This window comes from Psychrobacter immobilis (assembly GCF_904846225.1).
Classification (GTDB): Bacteria; Pseudomonadota; Gammaproteobacteria; order Pseudomonadales; family Moraxellaceae; genus Psychrobacter; species Psychrobacter immobilis_F.
In genome coordinates, this window is sequence record NZ_CAJGZJ010000026.1 from 1 (window position 1) to 20,866 (window position 20,866).

Below are 20,866 nucleotides of genomic sequence, written 5' to 3' on the forward strand. Positions count from 1 at the left end.
TGAGTAAGTCATGGTCTTTATGACAACAATTAGGTTTGATTATTAGTTTATAACACTTTTAAGTGGGCTTGGCTATACTATCTAAATATTCTTCCAAATTTATATTGTAACGTTGTTCATTCTGCCTTTGAGTAATAAGCCTATATTCAGCATCTTCTTTGCTTCCATTTCTATAAGTAGCTTCTAGATCTTCTTTAGTTATGTTTAGCGAGGACAAAATACGTGAGCGATCCTTATAGTAATGTCTATACGGTTCAAAAATGTTTTCTTTCTCAAAAAGTATCTTTTGAGGATAAGATTTGTAAATATTAGGTCCTGAGTAATTATTACTTAAAATGACATAATGCTGATAAGTTGAGAATAAATCTATATAGCATACTAAGACGTTTGGATTGAATAAAGAATTAAACAGTATCAGGGTATGTGTAGGATAAGGTTGAAAATCCGCCTTTTTATCTTCGATTAGTTTGTCTATTATGCCCAAAGGATAGAATGGTATTACAGATGGCTTTTTTGTGAAACTAGCCTGCTTATTATCTTCATGAATACATAGTATTGAAGTTAATTGTTCTCTAGATAATCCACAAAATAAAGCATAATTTACTGCTATTTTAGCTAAACCTTGTTTGAATTTTTTGTTGTCGAGTTTGAAATCAAAAGAAGTCAATCCATATAAATCTCCACAAATAATTATTTCTGGTAAAGGTGAGTTAGGATGTTGCTCTCTAAAGTCATTCTCTACTTTTTTCTTGAAATGCTCAGCTACTTTTGAATTTGAGTAAATTGTTATTTTTTTATTAAGATCACTATAAATCTCAAAAGGTTTATTAGGATATACTTTCCCGTCAGACCAAGTTACACTTATATCCCTTTCGTCTAATACTTTTTGAATCTCAGGAATAAAAGCTTGATGTTTACCTATAATCCTTTTTTTACTTATGTCTTTTCTATCTCTTTTTATTCCCAATAATACAGATGTTGTTTCAAATATTTTATTAAACTCTATATCTATACTATTATTAAGCTTGGAACCACAACTTTCACAAAGTATATCTTTGCAGATAAGATTACCTCCTATAGCCTGCTGAACTATATGTTCTTTGTGCCGCTTTACAGATGAATTATTAAAGTCTAAACCACATAAATAACATTTTTTCATGGAAAGTACCTATTAATATTAATATTAATTTACCTTTTTGTATATTTAATCATATAGATATCAGAATACTTTTTCCATGTTATCGCAAGTTCATCAAAATCAAGCTTATTATTTTGCCTTTGAATAGTTAGGTTTCCATGCTTTTTGCTGTCATGAGCCACTTTGTTCTCATATTTCCAATGATTTTCTAAATGATTTTTTTTGTGAGGAACAGGATATTTACCATCCCAAAGTATATATTCAGTCAACACTATTAAGATTTTTTTCTCATCAGTGGTTAGTGTTAGGTTTGCTAAATTGGCAATTTCAACTAACTGATGTGTAGCAGGAAATACAAGTTTTCTTTGAATAGCAATTGATTTAAATAGCAACTCGAAAGATAAGCCCATAAGCATTTTGTAGGTTGACCAACATTCGATAGCATAACCATTATCCATCGCTTCCCATAAAACCTTTGCTGATACGAATAGTTGGCTCGCCTTATTATGCCAATGTAATGAGTTTTCAGTTAGATTTTGAAACTGATAATCGTAAGAGTCCATAGAAATTTTTCCAGTTCACTGTAATGAATAGTTGATTATAATTCTAATGTTTAAAACTATAATTATGAACTTGATATCAAATGAAAGAGCGGTTCAGCCATAATGATAGCGAATAGTAGGATTAGCTACAACAAATGAACCATCATTAGCCTTTGCTAAATTAACAATCGAAAAATCTCCTTTAAGGGATTTTTCCTTGCGAAGCTAAAATTGCAATGCAATTTTTTGACGCTTCTCAAATCATCGCTCTCACTCTCGCCATAATCCCTCGTCCAATCACCAATCTCACATAAATAACAGCTATCGCCAATAGTAAGATAATCAATGCTGCACCGCCAATACCTAAGCTTAGCCACGGCACACTAAAGCGCAGATCGAACCATTGAGTGATAGCAGCCCATGCGCCCACATTCGCGATGATGACTGCAAAGACAGCGGCACTGATACCCAACACACTCAGTTCTAAGATATTGAGCATATATAGGTCACGCTTCTGCATACCAAGTAATCGGAATGACGCGCTCTCCGCCATGCGATCTTGTGAGGTGGACAGCAGCGAGCTAATTAATACCATCACGCCAGTTAGCAGAGCGAGTAGGGTGAAGACATAAACCAAGCGGCTCATTTGTACCACCAACGCTTGGATTTGCTGGGCGATAGCGGTACCATCAATCGTTGTGATAGCGGGGAACTCGCGTACCAGCTTGCCTTGTATTTTTGGAATCTCATCGGCAGCTACATGCGCGGTGGCAAACTGAATTTGCGGTGCCGCAGATAGTACCGACGGCTCAAACAAGAAATAAAAATAAGGGCTGGGGCCTTGCTCATAACGCGTGCGGACACTGGTAATCTGCCCGACGATCTCGATTCCTTGAATGTTAAAACGAATCTGATCGCCCATGCCGACATTGAGTAAGTCTGCGGCAGTGTCTAAAATAGAGATGGGTGCCACTTGTTGAATATCTGCTGTTTGCGCTGGCTGGCTTTGTTTGTCGATAGGCGCATATAGCGCATTGTCATTGACGGCATCCGTAATGAACTCAGTGTCCATCACCGTATCGGCGTAGCTTAGATTAAAGACCCGCGTGGGATCATCAAAGCCTTCCGTCGGTTCGATATCCTGCACAGGGACATCATTGGCAGTCACGACGCGCGCGCGAATCACCGGATAGTAGCTGACAGGCGCACCAATGATATTATCAATATCGTCATGTTGATCGCTTTGAATGTCTAACAAAAACAAATTGGGTGCATCTTCAGGATAGGCATTAATAAACTGGGCATTGATACTGTGGTTAAGCGTCGTAATGAGGGTCAAGACCGCGACTGATAGTGATAAAGTCACAAAAAATAGCGCCGATTGATTGCCTTTGCGCGCCAGATTATGAATCGCAATGCGCTGCATCCAGCTAATATTAGAACGCTTGGCAACCTTAGCCAGCAGCCACAGCCAACCACGCGCCAATGCCCAAAATATCGCTACAAAGCCGATTAATCCGATCAGTAGCTGTGCGCCCAGTATCCATGAGCCAACTTCATAAGCAAAAAACGCATACAGCCCTGCTAACATAACGCCATACCATAGTAATGGGACGCGTCGATACCATGGCAGATTTTGCGCTGGCGAGTTAGCCCCTTGATTGAGTAAGGTGGCAGGCTTTGTGGTGTTCAGAGTGCTCAAACCGCGTTGGGCGATCAATAAGGTCAGCACTAAGGCGATGACGGTGGTTTTAATCGCACTGATAGGATTGATGGCCAAGCCCACGTCTGGTGGCAAGATAGCAATGAGATACGGCTGACCCACTTTAAGTAAACCAAAACTAAGGACGACTGCGGCGATACAAGCGATGATCGCCGTTGCCAGTAGCAGCTGATAATAGCTGCGTTTGAGTGATCCGAGCGGCTCTCCTAAAGCCAAGCGAATCGCATTGCTAGATTGCTGCTTGGTCACAAAAGCTGTGATGACGCCGTACATCGCGACCGCAGACAATAGGAGTACGGCAATGACGAGTAGTTTTAAAAACATCAACACATTGTCAGAGATGCGCGACACAGAGGTATCCGCAGATTCTGCGTCAGACAGTTCGATGTCAGGATAATTAGTTAATATCTGCGCCAGTTTATCCCGCTGCTGGGTCATGAGTTCAGGCGCACCTGCCAGCTCAATACGATAATTGACGCGGCTACGCTGACCCAATAGATTGGTGGCTGCTAGGGCGTCTTGTTGCATCAAGACACGCCCACCAAAGCCAAACGCAGTTAATGGACGGTCAGGCTCTTTTGTTAGCACATCACTAATGGTGAATTGTGCATCGCCAATGGTCACTCGGTCACCGATGCGAGCGTTTAAACTATTGAGTACTTCTGGCGCGACCACGATGCTGTCAGAGCTGAGCTGTTGCCAAAGCGGTTTGCCTGAAGCCAGCTCTACTTGTCCATAAAGAGGATAGTTTGGGGAAACGGCTTTGACGCGGGCAAGTAATGTCTGCTCATCGGTCACGACCATAGCACTAAACTGATAATCAAACACTTTTTGTTTATCAGCAATCGTGTCTACCTGCGTCAATACCTCGGTTGGCCAGTCTTGCTGACTGTTCAAAATAAGATCACCACCCACGAGCGCGCGCTGATTGTCATTGATATAGCGATCGACAGACTGCTGGATAGAGTCGAGTGTGAGGTAAGTGGCGAGTGATAACGTCAGCGTCAATAAAAACAATACCGGATATACCCAGCGTTGCCACCAGCTGCGGCTCAAGGCTTTGCTGCCCAAATTACGCGCTAACAATCGGCTAACGATAGACTCAGAGCGCGTGTTTATAGAAGTGCTATTTATCGAGGTAATGTCTACCGACTTATTATCTAGTGAGGGTTTGGTCATTAAGAGATAATCCGTCCGTCATGCATGGTGATGACGCGATCCGCCATCTCCGCAAGTGCTGGATCATGAGTCACGACGACCAATGCTGAGCCAACCTGTTGTCTAAGATCAAGTAGTAATTGCATCACTTGATTGGCATTTTGCTCGTCCAAGTTGCCTGTCGGTTCATCAGCAAAGACAATTTTTGGATGCGATACCAGTGCACGGGCGACTGCCGTGCGCTGCTGCTCACCACCTGATAGCTGATTGGGCAAACTATCACGCCTATGTCCCAAATCAACCGCGTCAATCAGCTCGTCTACTCGTGCTTTATTCGGACGTCTCGCGATATCAAGTGGAAAGGCAATGTTTTCTGCGACGGTCAATGTGGGCAACAAGTGAAATGATTGAAACACAAATCCCATATCTCGCTGACGAATGACGGCCAACGCATCTTCATCAAGGCTACTTAACGTTTGATCGGCCAATTCAACTGAGCCACTATCAGGATAATCCAGAGCCGCGAGCAACCCCAGCAAAGTGGACTTGCCTGAGCCAGACTTACCCATGATGACCACGAATTCGCCCGCATTAACATAGATGTCCACGTCTTTAATAATAGACAATGTCTGCTCACCAACTTGCACCGTCTTGGTGAGTTTCGATGCGCTAAGCAATACGTTTGCGTTAGAGGAAGGCATGGTTTCAGCTGAGTTTTTTGGTGTCATTATAGCGCCCCAATTGGCATGCTTTGTGGTTCAGGCTTATCAGGCGTGGTTGAGGGCATTGAACGTGAATTGGCTGACTTAAAACTTTCAAGCGTAGGCGCTAAAATGGGCAAGATATTGTCATTGACAATAATCTTGTAGCCATCCTTTGTGGGATGAATGGCATCAGCTTGGTTTAATTTAGGATCGCCGCCCACACCTTCTAGGAAGAAAGGAATAAGTGTCACATTCATATCTTTGGCGACGCGAGGATAAATGGCTGCAAATGAATTTACGTAATCAGAGCCAAGGTTGTCATAAATCTGCATACCACCTAAGATGACCACACTGCCATTGTCCTGTAGACGTTTTACCGCAGTGCGAATATTAGCCTCAACCGTCGCCACATCAATACCGCGAATGGCATCATTGGCACCAACCGTCAAAATCGTGATATCTGGTTTGGTCTGCAATACCCAATCTAAGCGATTGACTAAGCCCGTACTGGTTTCACCACTCAAGCCTGAATTAATCACTTTGGCATTTTTATAGCCCATTTCTTGTAAGCGAGTCTCTAACTGAGCAGGATAGTTGTCATCGGTAGCGACGCCCAGTCCTTCCGTCAACGAGTCGCCAAGTGCCAATATCGTTAATGATGCTTGTTGCTGCTTGGCTGAAAGGGCTGTTTGCTGGGTTTCGGTTTTGGTAGTTTGAGTGCCATTGGCCTGACTGTTCATACTTTGACTGTCATCAGCCATGGTGGTTTTAGGTTCTGATTGACAGCCGCCAATAGCCAATACCATTGTCAAAATAGCCAATGCGGGTAATCGTCGAGGGAAACGAAAAGATACATTCATAATCATTATTGTGTCCTATAGGCAATCAAACCAGTGTAGCAAAATAAGACGAGTATCAATATTATCCTAAGGTTACTTTGCACCTTTTAAAGCGTTACTTTACATCCTTTGAAGAGGTGTTTTATTTCCTTTAAAAGGTTACATTTTTTTGCCATCAACCATAATAGGGCGACTGACCATCCAAGCAATCACAACGTTAGCAATCATCAAAACGAGCATGATAAGCAGTGGTAAATCCCAGTTGCCAGTCGTTTCATGTAGCCAACCCGTGCCTAATGGACCAAAAAATGCAATAAAATAACCAACTGCTTGCGCCATGCCAGACAGCTCGCTAGACTGGTTGGTGGTATAAGTGCGCAAAGAAAACAGCATCATACTCAACGTAAAAATCGCTGAGCAACCGATACCCATCAGGGCTGACCACAACCATGCCAGCTCAGTCGATAAATAACTGATACCCAACACACCAATGACGTTTAAAACGGTCGCAAACACGGCCAACGCCTGAATAGGGCGACCACGGTTAATCAACCAAGTTAAGCTTAAAATAGATACCGGCGCCATAAACTGAAACACCGAATTCATTTGCCCTGCTTGAATAGCTGGCAGTCCTTTACTCACCCAAATAGACGGTAAAAAACTGGCTACCGTATAAAACAACAAGGATTGCAAACCCATAAATATAGCGATTTGCCAAGCAAAAGGCGTACGCCACATGGAGATTTCTGAAGATCCAAACGTCGGTAGATCTACCGCTTGATGACTAGAGGAACCGAGACGCACACGTAAAAATATCCAAATAACAATGGCAAATATACCTAAAAACGACCAACCACCAAGCGCCCATTGCCAGCCTATGTGCTCTGATAATGGTAAGGCTACTCCTGCGACTATGCCCGCCGTCACCGTCATCGTTAAACTAAATAGGCCAGTAATCAGTGGAATATGTTGGGGCGTACGTTGTTTAATAACAGGAGCCGCCAAAGTATTGGCAAAGCCGATAGCCAACGTTAGCAACAAGGTACCAATCAAAAATCCAGACCAAGTAGCAATAACGGTACGAATAATCATACCCATCGTCAATAACGCAATCATCACAATGAGCGTGTTTTCAAGCCCGAATCGCTTACCGATTGCGGGGGAGATAAGCGCGCCAATCGCAAAAGTGAGCATCGGTACCGCACCCAGCCAGCCAATTTGGATCTCGGAGATATTGAGTGCTTCTTGTACGACGGGTGCAATAGACCCAAGCACAACAATAGGCGAGCGCATATTGGTGGCGAGCAACACCATGGCGCATAATACGAGCCAAAAAGTGAAGCGAGGTGAGGACAGCTTAGACGGTGACAAGGTATCCGAGTGAGATTTGGGTGGCAAATCAGATAAAGTAGACATAGCAGCACGACTATTATTAGCATAAGAAAAAGGACACGTCATTAAACAGCGTCGAAGAGTCGTCGCTTGCAAATAACACCAAAGTAAACGCACCTAGACGGTGGTCGATATCTTAAATTAGAACGAGAAATTACTGACAGAGCAGAAGAAATACAAGCTTGCTATCCACCCTATCAGCTAGGGTAAACGTAATATATGAGTAGCGACTTTTCTGAATAGTAACTTTTATGAATAGTAGTTTTTATATGTAACGGTTTTTATGAATAAAAGCTTTTATGAGTAATCGCTTTGAAAGGATGCTTATCAATATCTGTAAGCACAATTAAAAATAGCGCCAGCCTCTTTCAAAGGACTAGACGCTATTATACGAACAGATGTAAGGTGAATACTACCAGCGTATGGTAACAAATAAGAGATTTATACAGATCTGCCTAATTGAGCAGCTTTAAGGGCGCTTTCTTGCTGTTCAGAGATGATTGAATCACATTTATTGGGATCATTGCCACAAAACGAACAATTTTCATCACCCATCAGTTTAGCAACGCCACCGCAAGATCCTCTAAGGGGCTTTTTCTTGACCATATAACCGATGCCCATAAAGACAAAGAATAGGAGAAATACCGTAAAGGTAATGGCAAGCATGGGAAGCAGTTGACTAAGCATAGAGGTAACCTCAATTTTCAAAGATGTGGCAGTTGTCTTTCGTGTTAACTACTTAATAGTATAGCAAATTTTGTACGATTCGTCGGTACTTATCCTGTACGCTAATGCTCAATCAGCAGAGTCTAGGACTTTTTATCAGCACGCAACGTTTGCATAGCAGGTGTTTGAACCACTTGCCAATCATCGATACTGTCATGAGTGTCGTCTATTTTGATGCCATCAGCCAACACCACAAACATTACCGCTAGGTTTTGTTCCCGAGCGACCTTCAGTGCCTTTTCATAAGGCATCGCGGTCAGTGCTGTTGCCCACGCATCTGCCAGCGCCACTGAGTCTGCAGCAACGGTGACCGAAGGCGCGCCACCGACGATAGGCTTGCCAGTCGTGGGATCGATTGTATGACTATAATGCTGACCATCAAAGACGACCGAGTTACGATAATTTCCCGAAGTCGCAAGATGCATCTGATTGGTCGTATTCAGAGGTTGACGAATGACGGTCATCGTCTGGCGTTCACTCACGGTGCTCCCTTCGATAGGGGCATCAATCGCAATCTGCCAGGGCTGCTTTTGATTGTTAACACCAGAGGTCGAAATTTCACCGCCAATTTCTACCATATAATTACGAATTTTATACTTGTCTCTGAGTACATCAGCAATCACGTCGACACCATAACCTTTGGCGACTGCCGAAAAATCAAGGCCGACACCCTCTTTCGTTTTAGAGAGCGTTTGATCTTTTTGTACAAGGCTTTCAAAATCGACTAAGGCTTTTGCTTGGGCAATCTCGGTGGCAGTTGGCGGACTTTGTAGACGCTCAACGGTCATGGTACTACCGAAGCCCCAAGTCTCTACCAATGGCATGACGGTAGGATCAAAGGCACCATTAGATTGCTTATATACGATTCGAGAGACATCAAGCACACGATCAAAATCTGCATCGATAGGAATAGGCGTGTCTTTATCTGACTGGTTAAATTTAGAGATCGTAGAGTCTGTCTGATAGGTAGACATACTGTCATTAATTTGCTGCAAACGCTCATCTATCGAGGCTTTTATGGTAGCTTCATCTGCATCAGCAGGCAGCTGATAACTGATGTGATAGCTGGTACCCATGGTCTCACCACTGAGATAATCATAGTCTGGGGTTTGCTGGCAAGCACTGATACTCATAGCACTGGCAAGACCGACGGTGCCATAGAGGGCAGCGCGGATGGTTTTAGTGGGAAATGAGTGATACATGGATGAGAAAGATATTATAGTTTTCATAAGCTCGTTGCTATAGCGAAGGGTGAATGAGGCTTTAGATAAGAAGCGCTGCCTATTTTACACCCCTTGTCACCAATAACGCCAATCACGATAAAATTAAGCCAACCGTGCCTGATAATTGAGTCATGTTGAACTGACTATAGCCGCATAATCCGTAGTGCTTGCTTATTTAACTTGCGACTCACGAATGAGCTTATAAAGCTTAGGTGGTGACAGTCGATTCACTCTGACCGCGAGTTTTTCTTTAGTGCCTGCGACGATAATGTATTCTTCACCTTTCGTCAGGGCTTTTACCACCTGTTTAGCAAATACCGCCGCCGTTAGCCCTTTATTGGTTGCCTCATCCATCGTGCCTTGCGCACTACCATCGCCAGTCAAGGCATTAATAGAGACATTGGTTTGGATAAATCCAGGAAATATCGTCGCGACCTCTATTTTTTGATCATGCAATTCTGCACGTAAACTGTTTGCCCACATATGAATAGCGGCTTTGGCAGCCCCATAAGCTCCGCGATATTGAGTACCGAGTAGACCTGCTACGCTAGAGACCATCACTATTTTTCCGCCGCCTTGTGCAATCATATTCGGTAATACCAATCGGGTTAGTCGTGTTTGCGCAAAATAATCTATCTCCATGATTTGCCGTTCAACGTCTTCATCTGTTTGTATGATGAGAGAGCGTTGACTGACACCCGCGTTATTAATCAGCCAATCGATTTTACCAGTTTGGGCTTTCACAGATTCATAGGCTTCGCTAGCTTGCTTGGCGTCACTAATGTCAAAAGGCACGACGATATGTTTTTTGCTGTGCTTGCATCGTTTTTTCACTGCTTCTAACTTGTCATTATCACGACCACTCAACACAATAGTTGCACCACGTTTGGCGAAAGCAATGGCTAAAGCTTCACCAATACCGCTAGACGCGCCAGTTATCCAAATGGTTAATTCTTTAACTTTGGTTTTCATAAGAATCCTTTCTTGGTGTTTAAATAATCCATAATATAGGATAGCTAAAGCAGCCTACCATTAATATTTGTAGCTATATTTTTCTGCGCAGATACAGCAAGCGAGGAAGATTTATACCAGCAGTATCTGATGTATCGATTTAACTTTTCGATCACTGTATATTTTTTATTTAAGATTGACTATTTTGAGATTGGTAGCCTCAAAAATTAAGAGCATCTTTTATAAAAAGCAAAAAAAAGAGCCTCAATTGAGACTCTACTTTTACTTTTTAATTATCTTCTATGCCCAACTACGCACTTAACCACCGAAGTCATCAAGCATGATGTTTTCGTCTTCCACACCAAGGCCATGTAGCATGTCGATTACCGCCGCGTTCATCATCGGTGGCCCACACATGTAGTATTCACAGTCTTCAGGGTTTGGATGGTCTTTGAGATATTCTTCTAGTAAGACATTGTGGATAAAGCCAGTATAGCCATCCCAATTGTCTTCAGGAAGCGGATCAGATAAAGCCACATGCCATTCAAAGTTAGCAAATTCTTCTTCTAGTTGATCGTAATCTTCAACATAGAACATCTCACGAATAGAGCGCGCACCGTACCAAAAACTAATCTTACGATCAGTATCCAAGCGTTTAAGCTGATCAAAGATGTGCGAGCGCATCGGAGCCATACCAGCACCACCACCGACGAAGATCATCTCAGTTTCAGTTTCTTTGGCAAAGAATTCACCATAAGGACCTGATACTGTCACTTTATCGCCAGGTTTTAAGCTAAATGTCCAAGAAGACATTTTACCTGGTGGGATACCGTCAGGACCACGTGGCGGTGGACTTGCGATACGAATATTGAACTTGATAAGGCCTTTTTCATCTGGGTAGTTGGCCATTGAGTAAGCACGAATAACTGGCTCATCAACTTTTGAGACATATTTGAAAATACCAAACGTTTCCCAGTCTTCTCTGTATTCTTCGGCAACATCAAAGTCTTTGTAATGTACTTCATGTGGTGGCGCTTCCAATTGCACATAACCACCAGCACGGAAGTTTACTTCTTCGCCTTCTGGAATTTTAAGGACCAATTCTTTGATAAAGGTTGCAACATTATCGTTAGAGACAACTTCACATTCCCATTTTTGTACATCAAAGAACTCAGGATCAATCTCGATTTTCATGTCTTGCTTAACAGCTACCTGACAAGCCAAGCGCATGTGTTCACGGATTTCACCCTGAGTAAAATAGCCTTCTTCGGTGGGCAAGATAGAACCGCCACCTTCAATAACGCGGCAGCGACACTGCGCACAGGTACCACCGCCACCACATGCTGAAGATAAAAAGATACCTTCGCTTGCAAGTGTTTGCAGTAGCTTACCGCCTGCTGGTGTCACGACGTCATTATCGGGATTATCATTGATATGAATGGTAACATCACCTGAACTGACCAGTCTTGAGCGCGCCGCCAAAATAATAGCGACAAGGCCCATGATGATCACGGTAAACATAGCCACGCCACCAATCGCCGTAGCATAATCCATGATATGTATCCTTAATCTATGGGGTAGGGGCGCAGGGGCATCAATGTGATGCTGTGCCTGAACGCCTACCGAATAAATGAATTAATAGGTCAAATAGCTAAATAAAGCCTTGGCCTTCGCGCGTCGATTTATAAAAGATCGCATACATCGATCAGTCGACAACGCTAAGCGCCGCGGTTTTAAATGGACATACCACCGAACGACATAAAGCCGAGCGACATAAGACCAACTGTAATAAAGGTAATGCCAAGACCACGCATCGGTGCTGGAATATCTGAGTATTTGAGCTTCTCACGGATACCGGCCAATGCCGTAATAGCCAGCGCCCAACCAAAACCTGCGCCCACACCATAAACCATGGATTCACCAAAGTTATAATCACGCTCAACCATAAACAGAACGCCACCTAAAATGGCACAGTTGACGGTGATAAGTGGTAAGAACACACCAAGTGCGTTATATAGGCTTGGCACGAATTTATCCAAGAACATCTCTAGAATCTGAACGGTAGCGGCAATCAAACCAATGTAACTTAGTAATCCTAAGAAACTTAAGTCAATATTAGGGAAACCTGCCCATGCCAGCGCACCATTTTTTAGGATGAACTGGAACAAAAGATTGTTTAGTGGCACAGTGATGGCCATTACTACAACGACCGCAACCCCAAGACCAATGGCGGTTGAGACTTTCTTTGATACTGCCAAGAAAGTACACATGCCCAAGAAATAGGCCAGTGCCATATTCTCAATAAAGACTGAGGTTATAAATAAACTAACATAATGTCCCATTAGTGACCGCCTCCATGTGCCATGCCTTTAGACTGCGGCTTCATTACAAATTCAGCTTCTTCAACCTGTTCAGGCTTCCAAGTACGGACAATCGCAATGAACAATCCAATAATAAAGAACGCTGATGGTGGTAACAGTAAGAGACCGTTAGGCACATACCAGCCACCATCAGTAACAGGTTGCAAAAGGGTGATACCAAACCACGTACCAGCACCCAAGATTTCGCGAATGGTCGCAACGAATAACAGTACCGCAGAATAACCAAGACCGTTACCAATACCATCTAAAAAGCTTGGTACTGGTGGATTGCTCATCGCAAACGCTTCGGCACGGCCCATGACGATACAGTTGGTAATAATGAGACCAACAAAGACTGATAGGCCTTTACTGACATCATATGCGACCGCTTTTAGTACCTGATCAACCAAAATAACCAGTGAGGCAATAATAGTCATCTGTACAATAATACGAATACTTGACGGAATTTTCTTACGAATAATTGAGATAAAAAAGCTTGAAAACGCGGTTACTAGTGTCAACGCCACACACATCACCAACGCATTGGCCATGCTAGTCGTCACCGCCAGTGCCGAACAGATACCTAAGATCTGTAGGGCAATGGGGTTATTGTCAAAGATAGGCGAGGTTAAAATACTTTTAGTGTCAGCCATGTTATGCCTCCTTGCCGTTAGCTACTGGTAGCGTGGCTGCCAATTCGGTTTTAGGTTGAGCTGTTTGCTTTGATTGACGAGCTTGCGTCGTCTCATCATCAATCGTTTGACCGCTCTCTTTACGTAACCTATCTAGATAAGGCTTGTAACCTTGATCACCCAACCAAAACTGAATCATATTGCTGACGCCGCGGCTGGTTAGTGTTGCACCGCTGATACCGTCAACCCAGTTGTCTTTTGGATTACCCGCTTTGGTTACACCAGTTGCGACGTTACCTTCATCATCATAAGAGTGGATACCACTCCATTTCGCGCGCCACTCTGGCTCTTCGATACGAGCACCAAGACCAGGTGTTTCTTTATGCTCATAAAAACTAATACCTTTGATGGTATTCATATCACTTTCAAGCGTCAAGAAACCATAAATCGTACCCCATAGACCATAGCCTTGAATGGGTAGTACGATTATTTCAGGTTTACCCGCATCGTCATTTTTGACGTAGACTTTGGCGTATTTAGGCTTACGACCAATACTGGCTGGATCGTTCTCACCTAAGTCATCGCTCAATGCTTTATTCTTAGTCGCTTGGGTAGCGTCATAATCATTACGGTCAGGGATACCCGCTGCTTTCAGCGCGTCATCATCTACATAATTGCCTTTATTTAAATCAATAATTTTCACTTCAAAATCTTTGAAGCGCTCAGTCACGTCATCAGCGGTATCAGATTTAGCATCGTACATACCAGCGGCGACTAAGATGTTTTTGTTGCGGTCTAAGCGTGCATTTTCGACTTGTGCTGGCTTTAAACCAACAGCAGCTGCCGAGACCAATACGGAACACACCAAGCATAGCGTCAATGCCACGCTAATGGTTTTCGCATTATTACTTTTGGGCTTGGACATATCTAACCCTCCGAGCGGTTTGGCGTTTGATGTTTGCTTGGGTCACAAAATAATCAAACAATGGAGCAAATAAGTTGGCAAATAGAATGGCCAGCATAATACCTTCTGGGAAAGCAGGGTTAACGACACGAATCAATACGGTCATAAAACCAATCAAGATACCATACGCCCAGCGGCCTTTATTAGTATGTGCCGCTGAAACTGGATCGGTCGCCATAAATACAGCACCGAATGCAAAGCCACCGATCACTAAGTGCCAATAGAATGGCAATTTCATCATCATGTTGTCATCAGAGCCGACCATATTGAACACAAGAGACGTGGCAATAAGACCAAGCACACAACCTCCCATGATGCGCCAAGAGGCGATACGTGTCCACAACAAGACTGCTGCACCCAGTAAGATTGCTAGGGTTGATACTTCACCAATACTACCCTGCATGTTGCCTAAAAATGCATCACTCCAAGTGATGGCATTACCATAGACATCGACGAAATCTTGAGGAACCACGCCAAGTGCCGCAAGGCCAAGAGGCGTTGCTCCTGAGAAACCATCCACTGCGGTCCATACTGAGTCACCAGACATATATGCTGGATAAGCGAAGTATAAGAACGCACGACCTGATAGGGCAGGGTTCAGGAAGTTTTTACCTGTACCACCGAATACTTCTTTGGCTACAACCACACCGAAGATGATACCCAAGGCCACTTGCCATAATGGGATATCTGGTGGTAAACATAGCGCAAATAGTACCGAGGTCACAAAGAAACCTTCGTTAACTTCGTGCCCGCGAACCACAGCAAAGATAATTTCACAGAAAATACCAACCGCAAAGGTCACGATATAGATCGGTAAAAATTGCATGGCACCGTAGACAAAACATGCCCAAATACTTTCTGGGTTATAGCCTGCCATACTAGTGATCATGGTACGCCAGCCGTCAGGTTGCAGACCAAGCTGAGTAATAGCCGTTAATGCTTGATGACCAATATTGTACATACCCCAAAACATCGCTGGGAACGTACATAACCATACGGTAATCATAATGCGTTTTAGATCAATACCGTCACGCACATGTGATGACGCGTATGTCGTTGAGTCTGGTTGACGCAAAAACGTATCAAACATCTCAAAGATGGCATAGTATTTTTCGTGTTTGCCACCTTTGGTAAAAGACGGCTCCATACGATCGAACATATTGTGTAAAAATTTCATCGTGGTTAGCCCTCCAGTTCAATGCGCGTTAAGTTATCACGCAAAATATCACCGAATTCATATTTGCCAGGAGATACGAAGGTGCATAATGCTAAATCTTCTTCGTCCAATTCAAGTACACCCAAGTCTACTGCGCTAATGATGTCTTCGACAATCAACGCACGTAATAACTGCGTTGGCAGATAGTCTTGTGGCATGACTTCTTCATAAACTCCAATAGGAACCATCGCACGTGGTGATCCATTACTGGTAGTCGTGAAATTGTATTTTTTGCCACCAAAAAAATGCGAAATATAAATAGGCAGTTTTGAGAAGCGATTTTTACCTGGACTAAAGAAATGAAATGCAGGGCGCTCATGACCTTCAGTAAGCACACTAATTTGATCATGAAATCGACCAAGATAAGCGACATTGCTAAATACCTTGCGACCAGACAATACTGACCCTGAGATAATACGGTTGTCGCCCTCTGCCAATTGACCTTTAGTCAATGCAGTAATATCAGCACCACGCTCAGTGACCACCAAATGTGGATTACTAACAGCCGGACCTGCCAAGCTGAGCATACGGCGCGTATACAAACGACCCGTGGTAAATAATTTACCAATCGCAATTACATCTTGATAACCAATCGTCCATACGGTCACGCCGCGCATGATTGGATGCAAAAAGTGAATGTGCGTACCTGCTAGACCAGCGGGATGTTTACCAGCAAAGCTATGATACTCAGTGACATTATTAGTCGCAGTTGTTGTGACTGGCGTCAACTGGGCATCACCATGATGGCAGACAAAGGTCTTTGGGCTGAGCGTTGATAATATAGCAAGTCCGTCATTGAATGACTGTAGTTGCTCATTAATCAGCAACATCGGGTCAAAAGCCAATGGACTGGTGTCCATTGCCGTGACAAAGATAGCGTGTGGACGGGAACCGATTTCTGGCGCACGGCTATAAGGACGCGTACGAAACGCGGTCCATTCGCCAGAGGCAAGTAGTTGGGTTTCAACGACTTCAGAATCTAGGTCAGCAAGTTGCTGAGAGTCATAGCGCTCAAATTCTACTTCTTCACCGTTTGGGTCGACCGCAATCACAAGACTTTCAAACACACGACGATCACCGCGTTTAATCGCGATAACTTTACCAGCAGCAGGAGCAGTATAGATAACGCCAACACGTTTTTTGTCTTCAAAAACGGGCTGACCTTTTGCTACGATGTCACCTTCTTTGACATTCATTGTGGGTTTCATACCCACATAATCATAGCCAATCACTGCTACATGTGCGGGTCGATGCTCAGATATCTCGCGTGAGGGTTCACCAGCGATGGGCAAATCCAAACCTTTTTTGATGGTAATCATAAGCGAAAACTTAGTCCATAGTCTAAAACGATACCAGACGTCCTGTATGGCATATCGGTAGTATGAACATTTGCGTCATTTAATAAAGACCAAAAATCTCTATTCCTATAGTAGGATAGCGACAAAGGTTTTCTAAAAATAACGCCTAATCATAACTACTAGTAAGAGTATTAACGCTGACCTTAGACTCCTTAACAACACGTTAATGTCTTATTCGAATGACCAAAGTGGCGAATGGCTACCAAGGTGTATGTCAAAACCATTCAATCAAAATCAATCACCAAAGCAGTAAGCTAAAAGTGACCATTTTCAAAATAAACAATCCCATCACACGTTTCATTGAAAATTAAAACTTGTAATACCAGTATGATTGACATCTCTTATTGTTTCAATATCCTATAAACAGAATATGTCGTTCAATAAGCAGGTCGCCAAATAACAATCTATTGACATAGATGACACACTGGTCAAAAGACAAACTAACGAAGCACTTAATAAGTAACCTTTAATAAGTAACTGTCACTTATCATAATCAGCTGCTATAGCGTTAGGTTGATCCGTTGTAAATAGTTAGCTAGTGATAGAAAATTTATGAAAGATATTTAATTAGAGTTTGATGCTGCAGAGTAGACGGTTTAAAGGCTACCAGTTGAAATTTCTAATATAACCTTTCTTAGCAATATGTTAACCGACGTCGTACTAAGGCGATTAACAGTTGCTTGATTCATCCTGACGGTTATGGAAACTCAAGTCTCAAATGACTTAATAGAAAACATAGCGTATGGTTACTATCACATAGAAACAAATAAAATTTACCTAGGATTATACGCTAAATTGACCTAAAATTGCCAGTCAGTAATTGAATTTACCTAATGTTTTCAGTTGTTCAGCGTAATGAAACTTACGGTTATAATTGTTTTTTTGCTATTATTATCTATATTGTTTTAGTAAGTCTCAGTCTATCATTGATAGCATTTGCTCTGTCTATATTTTTAGTCACTTTTTGCGTTATATTTTTCTACAAATGTTTGATTTTATTGAAATATTTACTGTTTTTTTATAAGGAATGCGATATGTGTGCTGTACCTGTCATTATCCCAGCTATTGATTTAAAAGATGGTAAATGTGTGCGTTTAAAACAAGGCCGTATGGAAGATGATACGGTATTTTCAGATGATCCTGTAGCGGTAGCAGCACGCTGGGTAGACGAAGGCGCGCGCCGGTTGCATCTGGTCGATTTGAATGGTGCATTTGACGGGGTGCCAGTACACAGACAAGTCGTTAACGACATCGCCAAAGCTTTTCCGCACCTGCCTATCCAGTTGGGCGGCGGTGTGCGCAACATGAACACCATTGAGCAATATATTACTGCTGGTTTGACATACATTATTATCGGCACAAAAGCAGTTGAAGATCCTAGCTTTGTCGCTGAAGCTTGCCGCGAATTTGCAGGGCATATCATTGTGGGTATCGATGCCAAAGATGGCATGGTCGCAACTCACGGTTGGGCAAATGTGACAGATACCAAGGCAACTGAGCTTGCCAAGCGTTTTGCTGATGTGGGTGTATCCTCTATCGTCTATACCGATATCGCTCGTGATGGCATGATGCAAGGCGTTAACGTCGAGCAAACAGTCAACTTGGCTCGTGAAGGTGGCTTGCCAGTGATTGCATCGGGCGGCGTGACGGATATGAAAGACATTGAGCTATTGAAACCTTATGGCGATTGCATCGAAGGTATCATTACAGGGCGCGCTATTTATGAGGGTACGTTGAATTTGAGTGAAGCACAACGTTACTTAGATAGCTAAAGTCAGGTAGCTAAAGTCAGATAGCTAGTCATCAGCAGAAAAGCTGGAAGATACAAAGTCTGTAAAAAAAGCAAAGGATCTTTATGACCGCTTACCTTGACTGCCCAATGATACGCAAGATTTTATCAGCGTGTGGTCAACTGCTGTTGCTACTAAGCCTCGTTTGCGTGTTGCCCGCGCATGCTGCTGGTGAAGAGTTAACCAGTGTCAAGGCAGCTTTGGGTATAGAAAATGCGTCAGAAGAAGTGCCCAGTGACGATTCGGCTACCACAGAAAGTGAAATACCAGTAGAAACTGAGCCACAAAACATACCCCCTGCTGCTAATCCGCCCGTGATTAGTGGCGAGAGCACTAATAATGCGCAAATCGAAACCACCCCCACGCCGCAAAAAGACAATGATATCCGTCAACGTATCAAAGGCATTTTTTCTGAAATTGAAGGCTTGCAAGCGGTTGATGTCAGCGTTGCCCAAGGTGTTGTTACCTTAAGCGGAGAAGCGCCAAATGAAAAAAAAGCGCAACAAGCGATTAGTTTAACGAATCGTTTAACAGATGTTGTCACCGTTGAGGATAATATCAATAGAACGCTTGATGTGCAGGATAATGTCACAACGGTTTATCAAGGTCTAAAAGCGCAAGTCAAAAACCTAGTCAAAGCTCTGCCATTATTGTTGGTCGGTATTGTGATCTTTGCATTGGTAACCTGGTTTGGTAGTTGGTTGTCTAATCGCAAAAAGATGTGGCAACGGATAACGCCCAATCCTTTTGTCGCTGAGCTGTTATCACAAACCGTCAAAGTGATATTTATCATTTTTGGTTTGATTTTGGCATTGAGCCTAATAGGGGCAGAAACCATTTTAGGCACCCTACTTGGCGGTGCGGGCGTCATTGGTATCGCCGTTGGTTTTGCGGTCAAAGACACCATTGAAAATTATATTGCTTCATTAATGCTCAGTATTCGCCAACCATTTCGCGCTCGTGATCAGATTGTGATAAATGGGCAAGAAGGTATTGTGGTACGTTTGACTTCACGTGCGACGATATTGATGACTTTAGACGGTAACCAGCTTCGTATTCCTAATGCAGAGGTCTTCAAAGGCACCATTCTAAATTACACCAAAAACCCTGAACGGCGCTTTACCTTTGAATTGGGCGTTGATGCTAATGATGACCCACTTGCTGCCATTAAAGTGGGTGTCGATGCGATATGTCGGTTAGATTTTGTCTTGGATGAGCCTAAAGCCATTGCGGTCATTAACAATGTTGGTGACTCTAATATTATTTTAGAGTTTCAGGTTTGGGTGGATCAATCGCAGACAGATTTTGCCAAGGCGCGCAGTATCGCTATTCGCGAAACCAAACACGCGCTAGAAAACGCAGGTTTCAGCTTGCCAGAGCCTATTTATCGTTTACGCTTTAACGATAAATTGGAAAAAGCCTTTGAGTATATGCAAGCTAATACTAATAGCGCTCAGTCAGACGTGACAATCACGCCGACTACTCCTGAGGCTTATGATAACAGTCAACATAGTGATAGCAATATGGATGGTAAAGGCAAGCAGCAAGCAAAAGAACGAGCCAAACATATTCTGCAAGGTCGTAATGCGGATGACGTATTGAACCCGCGCCCTAACGACAAGCTGATGGAAAAGGTGGAACAAGAGATTGCTCAAAGCTCAGATGATACCGATTTATTGAACAATAACAGTCCACAAGAGTAATTTATAAAGATAAGCTAAAAACTGGGCATAAAAAATGCAGTAAAACGTGTCTCTGGCCCTTATTCAAATACGAGACACTTTTTATGCAAATAAAACATCTAATTATATTCGCAGTGATTGGCATAGTGGCACTGCTTGGCTTCAATGTCGTCAATGGAAATAGTCACGAGAAAAACAGAGCCGGTGCTACCAGTAATGTTACCTCTGAGTCTGCTACTGGCACAGCAGTATCTGATACAGATCAGGCAACAAGTGGCTCAGAAAGTATCGCCAGCAAACCACTTGGTAATCAGCCTAAAGCCATACTAGACGATGCGACCAGCAAGATTAATCAAGCTCAGCAGACAGATCAAGCACAATTGGCACAAGTAAATAATGAAGCACAGTGAAACTGCGTCCAACAAAAAAGGCTAACGAGAACGTTAGCCTTTTTTATTGTTTTAAGAT

18 protein-coding genes are annotated in these 20,866 nt (G+C 43.0%); 3 read left to right on the plus strand and 15 right to left on the minus strand.

Annotated features, from left to right (window positions below):
* Nucleotides 1-58: 58 nt before the first annotated feature.
* From JMX48_RS12615 to JMX48_RS12685, 15 genes are all read right to left on the minus strand, one after another.
* Nucleotides 59-1,159 carry an HNH endonuclease gene (locus JMX48_RS12615; RefSeq protein ID WP_201538347.1) on the minus strand — a complete coding sequence of 367 codons (1,101 nt, stop codon included), beginning with the start codon at nt 1,157-1,159 and terminating at the stop codon, nt 59-61.
* Between the two features lie 29 nt (nt 1,160-1,188).
* Nucleotides 1,189-1,701, minus strand: coding sequence for a hypothetical protein (locus JMX48_RS12620; protein ID WP_201538349.1), 513 nt, complete (start codon nt 1,699-1,701; stop codon nt 1,189-1,191).
* 235 nt (nt 1,702-1,936) lie between these two features.
* Nucleotides 1,937-4,582 carry an ABC transporter permease gene (locus tag JMX48_RS12625; protein ID WP_201538351.1) on the minus strand — a complete coding sequence of 882 codons (2,646 nt, stop codon included), beginning with the start codon at nt 4,580-4,582 and terminating at the stop codon, nt 1,937-1,939.
* Nucleotides 4,582-5,289: an ABC transporter ATP-binding protein gene (locus JMX48_RS12630; protein WP_201538353.1), complete on the minus strand. Its 708-nt coding sequence runs from the start codon at nt 5,287-5,289 to the stop codon at nt 4,582-4,584. The genes JMX48_RS12625 and JMX48_RS12630 overlap by 1 nt, the downstream gene beginning before the upstream one ends.
* Entirely contained in the window at nt 5,289-6,128 is an 840-nt protein-coding gene (locus JMX48_RS12635; RefSeq protein ID WP_201538388.1) for an arylesterase, read from the minus strand. The genes JMX48_RS12630 and JMX48_RS12635 overlap by 1 nt, the downstream gene beginning before the upstream one ends.
* Before the next feature lie 135 nt (nt 6,129-6,263).
* Nucleotides 6,264-7,562, minus strand: coding sequence for an MFS transporter (locus tag JMX48_RS12640; RefSeq protein ID WP_201538354.1), 1,299 nt, complete (start codon nt 7,560-7,562; stop codon nt 6,264-6,266).
* 375 nt (nt 7,563-7,937) lie between these two features.
* Entirely contained in the window at nt 7,938-8,183 is a 246-nt protein-coding gene (gene nqrM / locus JMX48_RS12645; protein ID WP_201538356.1) for a (Na+)-NQR maturation NqrM, read from the minus strand.
* Between the two features lie 122 nt (nt 8,184-8,305).
* Nucleotides 8,306-9,355, minus strand: coding sequence for an FAD:protein FMN transferase (locus JMX48_RS12650; protein ID WP_413786370.1), 1,050 nt, complete (start codon nt 9,353-9,355; stop codon nt 8,306-8,308).
* A gap of 261 nt (nt 9,356-9,616) precedes the next feature.
* Nucleotides 9,617-10,417, minus strand: coding sequence for an SDR family NAD(P)-dependent oxidoreductase (locus JMX48_RS12655; RefSeq protein WP_201538360.1), 801 nt, complete (start codon nt 10,415-10,417; stop codon nt 9,617-9,619).
* Between the two features lie 297 nt (nt 10,418-10,714).
* Nucleotides 10,715-11,950: an NADH:ubiquinone reductase (Na(+)-transporting) subunit F gene (gene nqrF / locus JMX48_RS12660; RefSeq protein WP_201538362.1), complete on the minus strand. Its 1,236-nt coding sequence runs from the start codon at nt 11,948-11,950 to the stop codon at nt 10,715-10,717.
* 179 nt (nt 11,951-12,129) lie between these two features.
* On the minus strand, nt 12,130-12,738 hold the full coding sequence (nqrE, locus tag JMX48_RS12665) for an NADH:ubiquinone reductase (Na(+)-transporting) subunit E (RefSeq protein WP_201538364.1): 609 nt from the start codon (nt 12,736-12,738) through the stop codon (nt 12,130-12,132).
* On the minus strand, nt 12,738-13,409 hold the full coding sequence (locus tag JMX48_RS12670) for an NADH:ubiquinone reductase (Na(+)-transporting) subunit D (RefSeq protein WP_201538366.1): 672 nt from the start codon (nt 13,407-13,409) through the stop codon (nt 12,738-12,740). The genes nqrE and JMX48_RS12670 overlap by 1 nt, the downstream gene beginning before the upstream one ends.
* 1 nt (nt 13,410) lies before the next feature.
* Entirely contained in the window at nt 13,411-14,313 is a 903-nt protein-coding gene (locus tag JMX48_RS12675) for a Na(+)-translocating NADH-quinone reductase subunit C (RefSeq protein WP_201538368.1), read from the minus strand.
* Complete coding sequence (locus JMX48_RS12680; RefSeq protein WP_201538370.1) at nt 14,294-15,529, minus strand: NADH:ubiquinone reductase (Na(+)-transporting) subunit B; 1,236 nt, start codon at nt 15,527-15,529, stop codon at nt 14,294-14,296. Before JMX48_RS12680 ends, JMX48_RS12675 begins: the two co-directional genes overlap by 20 nt.
* Before the next feature lie 5 nt (nt 15,530-15,534).
* Nucleotides 15,535-16,887 carry a Na(+)-translocating NADH-quinone reductase subunit A gene (locus tag JMX48_RS12685; protein ID WP_201538372.1) on the minus strand — a complete coding sequence of 451 codons (1,353 nt, stop codon included), beginning with the start codon at nt 16,885-16,887 and terminating at the stop codon, nt 15,535-15,537.
* Between the two features lie 1,073 nt (nt 16,888-17,960).
* Here JMX48_RS12685 and hisA point away from each other — a divergent pair.
* From hisA to JMX48_RS12700, 3 genes are all read left to right on the plus strand, one after another.
* Nucleotides 17,961-18,698 (plus strand): 1-(5-phosphoribosyl)-5-[(5-phosphoribosylamino)methylideneamino]imidazole-4-carboxamide isomerase, encoded by a 738-nt coding sequence (hisA, locus tag JMX48_RS12690; RefSeq protein WP_201538374.1) that lies wholly within the window; start codon nt 17,961-17,963, stop codon nt 18,696-18,698.
* Nucleotides 18,699-18,781: 83 nt separating this feature from the next.
* Complete coding sequence (locus JMX48_RS12695; protein WP_201538376.1) at nt 18,782-20,419, plus strand: mechanosensitive ion channel family protein; 1,638 nt, start codon at nt 18,782-18,784, stop codon at nt 20,417-20,419.
* An 83-nt stretch (nt 20,420-20,502) separates the two neighbouring features.
* The gene (locus tag JMX48_RS12700; protein WP_201538378.1) at nt 20,503-20,808 is read left to right on the plus strand and encodes a hypothetical protein; all 306 of its coding nucleotides are present in this window, start codon (nt 20,503-20,505) and stop codon (nt 20,806-20,808) included.
* Nucleotides 20,809-20,866 lie beyond the last annotated feature (58 nt).

What these genes read in the sequence shown, in the direction of transcription:
- JMX48_RS12625 (WP_201538351.1), bottom strand. Translation starts at nt 4,582, where the DNA reads ATGACCAAACCCTCACTAGATAATAAGTCGGTAGACATTACCTCGATA.
- JMX48_RS12680 (WP_201538370.1), bottom strand. Translation starts at nt 15,529, where the DNA reads ATGAAATTTTTACACAATATGTTCGATCGTATGGAGCCGTCTTTTACC.
- JMX48_RS12685 (WP_201538372.1), bottom strand. Translation starts at nt 16,887, where the DNA reads ATGATTACCATCAAAAAAGGTTTGGATTTGCCCATCGCTGGTGAACCC.
- JMX48_RS12700 (WP_201538378.1), top strand. Translation starts at nt 20,503, where the DNA reads ATGCAAATAAAACATCTAATTATATTCGCAGTGATTGGCATAGTGGCA.
- JMX48_RS12670 (WP_201538366.1), bottom strand. Translation starts at nt 13,409, where the DNA reads ATGGCTGACACTAAAAGTATTTTAACCTCGCCTATCTTTGACAATAAC.
- hisA (WP_201538374.1), top strand. Translation starts at nt 17,961, where the DNA reads ATGTGTGCTGTACCTGTCATTATCCCAGCTATTGATTTAAAAGATGGT.
- JMX48_RS12640 (WP_201538354.1), bottom strand. Translation starts at nt 7,562, where the DNA reads ATGACGTGTCCTTTTTCTTATGCTAATAATAGTCGTGCTGCTATGTCT.
- nqrF (WP_201538362.1), bottom strand. Translation starts at nt 11,950, where the DNA reads ATGGATTATGCTACGGCGATTGGTGGCGTGGCTATGTTTACCGTGATC.
- JMX48_RS12630 (WP_201538353.1), bottom strand. Translation starts at nt 5,289, where the DNA reads ATGACACCAAAAAACTCAGCTGAAACCATGCCTTCCTCTAACGCAAAC.
- JMX48_RS12650 (WP_413786370.1), bottom strand. Translation starts at nt 9,355, where the DNA reads ATGAGTATCAGTGCTTGCCAGCAAACCCCAGACTATGATTATCTCAGT.
- JMX48_RS12620 (WP_201538349.1), bottom strand. Translation starts at nt 1,701, where the DNA reads ATGGACTCTTACGATTATCAGTTTCAAAATCTAACTGAAAACTCATTA.
- nqrE (WP_201538364.1), bottom strand. Translation starts at nt 12,738, where the DNA reads ATGGGACATTATGTTAGTTTATTTATAACCTCAGTCTTTATTGAGAAT.
- nqrM (WP_201538356.1), bottom strand. Translation starts at nt 8,183, where the DNA reads ATGCTTAGTCAACTGCTTCCCATGCTTGCCATTACCTTTACGGTATTT.
- JMX48_RS12615 (WP_201538347.1), bottom strand. Translation starts at nt 1,159, where the DNA reads ATGAAAAAATGTTATTTATGTGGTTTAGACTTTAATAATTCATCTGTA.
- JMX48_RS12695 (WP_201538376.1), top strand. Translation starts at nt 18,782, where the DNA reads ATGACCGCTTACCTTGACTGCCCAATGATACGCAAGATTTTATCAGCG.
- JMX48_RS12675 (WP_201538368.1), bottom strand. Translation starts at nt 14,313, where the DNA reads ATGTCCAAGCCCAAAAGTAATAATGCGAAAACCATTAGCGTGGCATTG.
- JMX48_RS12655 (WP_201538360.1), bottom strand. Translation starts at nt 10,417, where the DNA reads ATGAAAACCAAAGTTAAAGAATTAACCATTTGGATAACTGGCGCGTCT.